The 8,491-nt window shown below is 72.4% G+C and carries 6 protein-coding genes and 1 tRNA gene; 1 reads left to right on the plus strand and 6 read right to left on the minus strand.

All coding sequences use genetic code 11. The features are described 5' to 3' along the window. Window positions 1-48: 48 nt before the first annotated feature. From IVW53_12615 to IVW53_12640, 6 genes are all read right to left on the minus strand, one after another. On the minus strand, window positions 49-1,068 hold the full coding sequence (locus IVW53_12615; GenBank protein ID MBF6606416.1) for a hypothetical protein: 1,020 nt from the start codon (window positions 1,066-1,068) through the stop codon (window positions 49-51). A gap of 328 nt (window positions 1,069-1,396) precedes the next feature. Next, window positions 1,397-3,010 (minus strand): GMC family oxidoreductase, encoded by a 1,614-nt coding sequence (locus IVW53_12620; GenBank protein ID MBF6606417.1) that lies wholly within the window; start codon window positions 3,008-3,010, stop codon window positions 1,397-1,399. 121 nt (window positions 3,011-3,131) lie between these two features. Next, window positions 3,132-3,824, minus strand: a complete 693-nt coding sequence (locus IVW53_12625) for a molybdenum cofactor guanylyltransferase (GenBank protein MBF6606418.1) — start codon at window positions 3,822-3,824, stop codon at window positions 3,132-3,134. Further along, the gene (selB, locus tag IVW53_12630; protein MBF6606419.1) at window positions 3,821-5,746 is read right to left on the minus strand and encodes a selenocysteine-specific translation elongation factor; all 1,926 of its coding nucleotides are present in this window, start codon (window positions 5,744-5,746) and stop codon (window positions 3,821-3,823) included. The genes IVW53_12625 and selB overlap by 4 nt, the downstream gene beginning before the upstream one ends. Further along, complete coding sequence (locus IVW53_12635) at window positions 5,743-7,227, minus strand: L-seryl-tRNA(Sec) selenium transferase (GenBank protein MBF6606420.1); 1,485 nt, start codon at window positions 7,225-7,227, stop codon at window positions 5,743-5,745. The genes selB and IVW53_12635 overlap by 4 nt, the downstream gene beginning before the upstream one ends. A 23-nt stretch (window positions 7,228-7,250) precedes the next feature. Continuing rightward, window positions 7,251-7,347, minus strand: a tRNA-Sec gene (locus IVW53_12640). A gap of 125 nt (window positions 7,348-7,472) precedes the next feature. Between IVW53_12640 and selD the strand changes: the two genes are divergently transcribed. Further along, window positions 7,473-8,491: selenide, water dikinase SelD (gene selD, locus IVW53_12645; GenBank protein ID MBF6606421.1), on the plus strand; the 1,019-nt coding region annotated here is incomplete at its 3' end.

Below are 8,491 nucleotides of genomic sequence, written 5' to 3' on the forward strand. Positions count from 1 at the left end.
GTCCGGCCAACGAAGTCGTGGGACTCATCAGCGCCGATGTCTCTCGACTCAATCGCGCCTCGTGGGAGCCTCCTCGCGTGCACGCCGCCGTTCGTCGCGGCGGCGCCTTCCCCGCAGCTCCAACTCGCCACGCAGGAAGCGGAAGCGCTCAAGGAATGGCCCGGGGTCCCGCAGAGACTCCAGACCGTGGGCCGTCCGGCGCCGCGGACGGGCCGCCAACAAAGCTGTGGGTAGCGAGATGCGGCCCTCGCGAACACCTCGGATGAGGCTGCGCAGGTCGCCCTCCATCCAACGATAGAAGACACCCGGCCGACCACGGACCGCCTCAGGCGCGCGGTCCTCCAGCAAGGCGCAGTAGTCTGCAAGAAGGTCGACGCCGGACGCAGCGGCGAGCGCAAGCGTAGCGTGGATGCGCGGGTTGAGGTCGAGCAAGTAGGGGCCCGCGAGGTCAGCATGGAAGAGCCCGTCGTGTTCGGCAAGCAGCCGCCCGAAACGCTCCTCGAGTCGGTAGTCTGGCGTCACAGTTTCGGCAGCCGCCACTGTCCCCGCCGGGAAGGGCCAGATTCGCAGGTAACGAAAATGCACGGCAGCGACCAATCGCCCTCGCCAGGTGAGCCCGAGTAATCCATGCAGCGGGTCATTCAGGAAGGGCTGCACGATGAGTCGCCCGGGCAAGTCTGCTACGCGAGCGAGTTGCTCGGGGCGGTCCGCACGCTCAGCCAGGAATCGCTTGACAGCGGGCTTGACGATCACCGGGTAGGTCAGCTCTGACTCCGCCGCCCGAAGCGCTGCATAGGAATCGAAGACGCGGCTGGGCGGGATCATCAGACCCGCCAGGGTTGCCTGCTGCGCGGTGTAGAGCTTATCCATGAAACGCGACTCAGGGCGCTCGAGTGCGATCGCGGCGATGTCGCTTGCCGGCAGTACCGTGAGATAGTTGTGGCTGGCCAGTTCGGCGCGGACTGCCGCCGCGTAACCAGCTGGGTCCACGTCGGCCGAAGGAACAGCGACTCGACGCAGGCAGTAGCGCGACGCGGCCGCCAGGGAGGCCTTCCCGCTGACCGTCACGGCCGCTCGGTAACCGGCAGCGGCCAGACCCCGGACCGCCACCACCGCCGCCCGTGACTGATCCGGACCCGAGACCAGGACCCACTTCGGGTGTGGGTTAGACAAGCGGTCCTCCTGCGGATGCGTCGTCCGCGCTATCCCGTGGATGCATCTTATCGCGAGGCCCAGGCGAGACACCGCGGGCCGGAGCCCAGCCAACAGGACCTGACGACCCTCAGGACCCATCCCACGAGGCACCTGCACGAAGCATCACTCGTGGCCGGGCTCCGTCACCCGACCCGACGCGCGCTGCCGACCCGACGCGCGACCGGCCCCGGCGGGTCGGCACTTAGGCCACGGTGTCCAGGCGCTGGGAGAGGTGGTCGGCGAGACGCAGGGCGAGCTGGACGATCGTCAGGGTCGGAGATGTCGATCCGGACGTGGGAAAGACGGAACTGCCCGCCACGTAGAGATTGTCGATCCCATTGACCCGGCAATCCGGGTCCACGACCCCCCCTGTCGGGTCCGCGTGCATCCGGGTCGTGCCGAGGTGATGCCAGTTGCCGACGATCCGCGACGGCCAGGGGTCCGTCCCGTCAAGGTTTGCCGAGCGGATGCCCGGTTCGAGCTGCTCGAGCGAGTCGAGGAGCAGCTCGAGGCTCCGGCGATAGGTCTGACGCTCCGCCTCCCCCGTGTTCCAGTGCACCCGGACCTTCGGCGTGCCGAGGACATCGCGCTCGGCCACGACCTCGACCCGATTGTCTGGATCCGGCACCTGCTCGATGGTGCTGACGATCTCGAGGAAGCGCCGGAGCGCCGGGTGCTCCGTCGCGGCGCCCAGGGTGGCGAGCAGAGAACGGTCGGGTCGACGGAGGGCGGTCATCACGTCCCTCCGCCGCACGTGGATCCGGCCTCCGCCAGCGTCCTGGTAGTACGGGCTCTCGTTCCACGGAGGCCGGGTCGCGATCACGATCCGGCGGACGGCATCCCATTGCGGGCTCCGCTGGCCGGCATAGCCGAACTGGACGTTCGCGTGGTAGGTGAGCAGGCCCTCGCGGCGCTGGACCTCGGGCGCCACGCTCAATCGGAGGAACCGCAGGGTGCCCGCGGCACCGCCGCCGACGAGCCGGCCAAGTCGGGTGTCGCCGGATCGCACTCGATACCGGTCCTTCACCCGGGGATGGTCCATGAAGTGCCTGCCGACGTGGCCGGAGTCGTTTCCGAGCCCGCGCTCGTGCGTCCCGTTCGATACGAGCAGCAGGCGGGCGTTCTCGATGCCCCCCGCCGCCAGCACGTAGAACCTGGCGTCCACCTGGTACTCATGCCCGGTCAGGCAACGGACCCGGAGGGTCGCGATCCTGCCGGTGGACGTGTCCATGTCCAGTCCGACGGCCGTCGACCGGAGGCAGATGGTCACGTTCGCGGCCGACTCGAGCCGGGCGCGCTGCGTCCTGCCGAATCGGGTCGGTGGGCTGAAATAGACCGGCGTCACGACGGCGGGTCCGCCCTCGAGCCCGGACAGCCGGACGCGCGCCGCGCTCGCCGCATCGGCCTCGCGTCTGGCCTCCGGCGTGATCTCGCACAGCGTGAACGCGTCCTCGAGGTACGGCTCCAGCGTCGATTGCGGGAACGGCCATCCCCCGTCGGGGACCCCCGCCCGCTCCGTGAACGCGAGTTCGTCGAGTGGGGTGCAGATCCCGCCCCAGGACCAGCTCGATCCGCCGAGGGCACGGATGCGAGTCTCATGCAGGGGGTACGCGGGCAGGCCGACGACCTCGGCGCGGGCGAGCTCCTGCGTCGCCTCATCGAACTCGAGGCCGCCGCTCTCGATGAGGCAGACGGTGAGGCGGGGATCGGATGCGAGCCGCGTCGCGAGCGAGATACCGGCCGGTCCTCCGCCGACGATGCAGATGTCGCTGGCCAGAGAGGATCCGCCCGGGATCGCGCGACCGTCGATGATCACCCGCCCATCACCTCACCAGTCGAATCGAGGCCAGCGCCCGCTGAGCAGCGACATTAGCAGGGCCGAACGCCCGTCGCAGGAGAGTCCCGAACGCTGCTGACCGGGCGTCTGTCGCTCGGCGTTAAAGAGGTCGATCGTCCAGGTCTGCCGGCCGGTCCACGTCGCGGATCGTCCAGCCGTCCGGGTCGATCGTTCGCCACCGCTGACCGTCCACCACGGCGGTCGCAAGTCGCCCGAGGAGGCGGTGCACTCGCCGATCGTCCTCGGCGAACGCCGATCGCGCAGCGGCCCTCGCTGCGCCGAGGCGGAGCGCGCACGGCAGGAGGGCGGTTGGCTCATCCACGGTGGCGGCCGCAACCGCTGTCGGCGACCCGAGGCGCGCACAGGTCGCGTCCGGATCCGCCTCGAGCGCGTCGACGAGCAGTCGCAACACGTCCGGGAGCATCCACGGCATGTCGCCTCCCGCGACGACGACGATCGATTCAGCGGTGCCGCCGAGCGCCTCGAGCCCGGCGAGGATGCCGGCGACCGGCCCATCGAACGCCTGCGCATCCCGGACGACGAGAACGTTCGGAGGCAGGGCGTCGGGGATCGGCCCCTCAGGTGAGATGACGACGGCCACGAGGTCGACGACGCTCGCGACTGCCTCCGCGGCGTGGGTGAGGACGGTCCTTCCATCGGGCATCGATGCGGCCAGCTTGTCGCGACCGAATCGCCGCGATCGCCCGCCCGCGAGGACGATCCCCGCCACGGCACGCTGCGCCGCGCCGCGCCGGTCGCGCCGGTCGCGCCGCACCGTCGCATCCGGCGTCACCGCGGCGCTCTCGGCCCCGCGACATGTCCGGCCGGCGTGCGCCGCAGGACGCCGCGTCGATCGAGCTCCTCGAGGATCGCCATGACGTACTTTCGGCTTGTCCCCGTGGCGTCGCGGAAGCTCGCCGGCGTCACCGGCCCAGCCGTCGAAAGGCGGAGCGCCGTCGCCCCGAGCTCGGCGAACGTCGTGGCTGCGTAGGCGAGGTCGTCGTCGAGACGGACGATCCGGCCTGATCGTTCGAGCAGCCGCGCCGCCTCCGGCGTCGAACCCGACGCGCGCAACGCGTCGCCGAGGGCCGGAGGAGCCGGCACCGCGAGGATCCGCTCGAGTCGAGCCATCGACGCGACCATCTCCGGACTCGGGCCACGGTCGGCCGACGTGCCTGCGGCCAGGAGACGATCCCCGCTGCGGGTGAGCCGACCTTCCGCCACGAGCGAATCGACGACGGCGCTGGAGATCTCGAGGGCCGCCCGATGATCCACCGTCACCCGTCGACGGATCGCCCGGGCGAGACCGGCCCGAAGCTCGGAGCTCGAGACACCGGGATCGCCGCCGGGGTGGCTGCTCGCCTCGATCGCCGCGAGGAGGTCCGCCTGGATCGCCACGTCTAGGTCGGGAGCGAGCCGGTGGCCGGCGAGGACCCGCCCGGGGACCGTCCGCCCGGCGTGGGGATCGAGCTCGCCCGGGACCTCCAGCAGGACACCGTGAAGATCGAGTCTTGCCGCGACGTTGTTGGAGACGCCGGCCTCCGATGGGAGGAGCGCCACGAGTCGCTCGGCGGTGACCCTCCGCCGCGAGGCCCCGATGGGTGGCTGCGGATCGAGGATGACGCCTCCGGCCACGGCGCCGACCGGTGACGGACGGCGAAGGACGAAGGCGTCGCCGATCGCGGCCGCGATCGGCCGGTCCAGGCGGAGACGGACGACCCGTCGCCCATCGGGCAGGTCCGCGAGATCACGTCGCCCGCGGCCCACCCGCGCCTCGGTGGACGCGGTCCCGAGGTGGAGCCGCGTGACGGAGCCCGGATCGGGTGGCCAGTTCGGCCGCCGCGGTGCGCGATCGTCGAGTGCCGCCGGGCGGCGGAGGACGGCGAGGATCTCCTGCGTCGCGACGACCGCGCGGTCCATCGTGAGCACGTCACCGCGGACCGGCGGCGGATCCATGACGCCGGCGAGGTTCATGGCGACGCGCCCACCACCCGGGGCCGACGCCACCGTCGCCCCGTGGACCTGGATCTCCCGCGCCCGGACCGTGCGGCCGCCGGGCTCGAGGCGGAGGACGTCGCCACGGACGAGGGGACCACCGCGGAGCGATCCGGTGACCACCGTTCCGCGGCCCTTGACGCTGAACACGCGATCCACGGCGAGCCGCGGTGATCGTCCCGTTCCGGGCTTCACCGCGGCTCGGTCCCGGGCACGGTCGCGAAGCTCGCTCAGGCGGGCACGGAGCTCGTCGATCCCGTCTCCACGGAGCGAGGCGACCGGCACGATCGGCGAGCCGGCAAGCATGGTCCTCCCGAGGATCCGGCCGACGTCGGCGACGACCGCGGCGACCCGCTCCGCATCGACGACGTCGATCTTGGTGACCGCGACGACCCCGTTCGCGATGCCGAGCGCGTCGAGGAGCTCGAGGTGCTCGAGCGTCTGCGCCCGAGGTCCGTCATCCGCCGCGACCACGAGGAGGGCGGCATCGATCTCGCCGGCTCCGACGAGCATGTTGCCGATGAGGCGGTCGTGGCCGGGCACATCGACGAAGTCGAGCTCGTCGCCGTCGGGCAGCCGGAGGTGGGCGTACCCGACGTCGATCGTCATCCCCCGCCGACGCTCCTCGGGCAGCCGGTCGGCATCGATGCCCGTCAGGGCTCGGAGGAGGGACGTCTTGCCGTGGTCGATGTGGCCGGCCGTCCCGACGACGAGGGTCATCGCTCACCGCCGGGTGCCGCGGGCTCGGGCGCGGCGTCGGGTGGGGCGTCGTCGGCGGCGGCCGCGAGTGCCGTGTGCAGCGCCGCCGCGAGGCGGTCGTCGTCCGCCGGGTCGACCGTCCGGAGATCGAGGAGAACGGCACCGTCCGCGATCCGTCCGATGATCGCCGGATCACCCGATCGGAGGCGCCGCAGCAGCCGATCGGCCGACCCGCGTCGGATCGCGACTCCACATGAGGGCAGCGTCTCGCCGGGCAGGGATCCGCCGCCGACGGTGGCGCGGAGCTCGACGGCCTCGACCGAGGCGCTCGAATCGCGGGCGATCACCGCCGCGACCATCCTCGCGAGTGCGTCGGCTCGCGTCCGGAGGGTCGCTGCCGGCAGGGCGATCATCCGCCACACGGGGATCTCGGCGACCGCCCGGCCTGCCCGGTAGAGGCCGAGCGTCGCGGCGAGGGCGGCGAGCGTGACCTTGTCCGGCCGCATCGCCCGGGCGAGCGGGTCGCGTCGGAGCCGGCCGATGAGGTCCGCCCGGCCGACGATGAGGCCCGCCTGGGGGCCGCCGAGGAGCTTGTCGCCGCTGAACGTGACGATGTCCGCGCCGTCGGCGAGGGCGTCGGCGGGTGTCGGCTCGTGCGCCAGGCCGTAGGCCGCCGTGTCGAGCAGGGCACCCGACCCGAGATCGTCGATGACGATCGCGCCGTGCGCGTGGGCGAGCTCGGCAAGCGCGCGAGGGTCCGGCGATTCGGTGAACCCGGACTGCCGGAAGTTCGATGGATGGATCCGCAGCACGACCCGCACGGGGCGGATTCCGAAGGCATCCCCGAAATCCGCTGCCCGCGTCCGGTTCGTCGTCCCGACCTCGACGAGCCGCGCGCCCGCCCGGCGGACGATCTCCGGGATCCGAACCCCGCCGCCGATCTCCACGAGCTCGCCGCGCGAGACGGCGATGCCGCCGCCCCGGCCGGCGAGGCCGACCGCGAGCGCGACGGCCGCCGCGTTGTTGTTGACGACGAGCGCGTCCGCCGCGCCGGTGAGGGCGACCAGGTGCGCCTCGGCGGCTCCGGATCGCGTCCCGCGACGGCCGGTCTCCGGGTCCATCTCGAGGAGGAGGTAACCCCGCGCGGCCGCATCCGCCGCCTCGATGGCGGCAACCGGCCACGGCGCCCGACCGAGGTTCGTGTGGACGATCACCCCGGTCGCGTTGATGACGGCGCGTGGCGCCCGCTCGCGGACGAGGCCGTCCAGGCGCCGGATGACCTCGGCGGCAAGCTCGCCGACCGGGCGGATCGACGCACCCGCGGCGAGGCGTTCCCGCTCATCCGCGATGACCTCGCGGGCTACCCGCGCGAGCGCCTCGTGGGTCGGCGGCGCGTCCGTCAGTCCTTCCCGTGCGAGCGTGAGCACCCGCTCGACACTCGGCGGTCGGTTCGGGGACGGACGGCGGGTCGGGGACGGACGGCTGGTCGCGGGTCGGGTCATGCGGTCTTCTGCTGCAGGCGGTCTGGCGGGAGCGCATGGGAGTCGAACCCACCGCGTCACGTCGAGCGTGGCGCCACCGGTGTTGAAGACCGGGGGACCCACCGGGACCCCTCCGCTCCCGAGTCGATGGTAGCGCGACGGCCCGTGGCCGGTCGTCGGGGCGGCGCCGGGTCATCGGCCGTCCGTCCTATCATCGGCGGGTGACCGCGTCCACCCGGATCTCCGCCCCCGTCGCACCGGCGTCCATCCGCCTCACCGACTACACCGACTGCGGCGGCTGTGCCGCGAAGCTCGGCGCGGACCTGCTCGCGGACGCGCTGCGCGGCCTCGGAGCGGAGGCGGCGCCGAGCGAGCTCCTCGCCGGCCTCGCCGAGCCGGATGACGCCGCCGTGTATCGGGTGGCGGACGACCTCGCGATCGTCGGCACGCTCGACTTCTTCCCGCCGCTCGTCGACGATGCCCGGACGTACGGCGAGATCGCGGCGGCGAACGCCCTCTCGGACGTGTTCGCGATGGGTGGTCGGGTGCTCTTCGCCTTGTCGATCGCGGCCTTCCCCGAGGAGCTGCCACGCGACACGATGCGCGCGATCTTCGACGGTGCCTCGGCGAAGGTGCGGGAGGCGGGCGGCGTGCTCGCGGGCGGCCACACGATCCGCGACCGGGAGCCGAAGTACGGTCTGGCGGTCACGGGGGCGGTCCACCCGGACCGGCTCCTGCGCAAGGGTGGCGCGCGACCGGGCGACGTCCTGCTCCTCACGAAGCCCATCGGGACCGGCCTCCTCGTGAGCGGCCGGCGAGAGGGGCGACCCGAGGCGACGGACGCCGCCTTCGCGGCCGCCGTCGAGTCGATGCGGATGCTCAATCGGACTGCGTCGGAGGTCCTCGTCCGCGAGGAGGTGCGCTCCGCGACGGACGTGACTGGGTTCGGACTCCTCGGGCACGGGCTCGAGATGGCTCGGGCTGGAGGCGTCCGGTTCGTCATCGAGGCCGCCGCACTGCCGGCGCTCGACGGCGCGATCGACCTCGCGGCCGCGGGCATCGAGACCGGGGGTGCCGCCCACAATCGCCGCTTCGTCCACGACGCACTCACCGTGGCGGCGTCGGTCGCGCGGGATCTCGTCGTCCTCGCCCACGATCCGCAGACCTCCGGCGGGCTCCTCGCCGCTGTGTCGGCCGAACGGGCTGACGCGATCGAGGTCGCTCTCCGCGCCGAGGGGGTTCGGTGCTGGCGCATCGGCCGTGTCGAGGCATCGACCGTGCCGGA

It is taken from the genome of Chloroflexota bacterium, assembly GCA_015478725.1.
In the GTDB taxonomy this organism is placed as follows: domain Bacteria; phylum Chloroflexota; class Limnocylindria; order Limnocylindrales; family CSP1-4; genus C-114.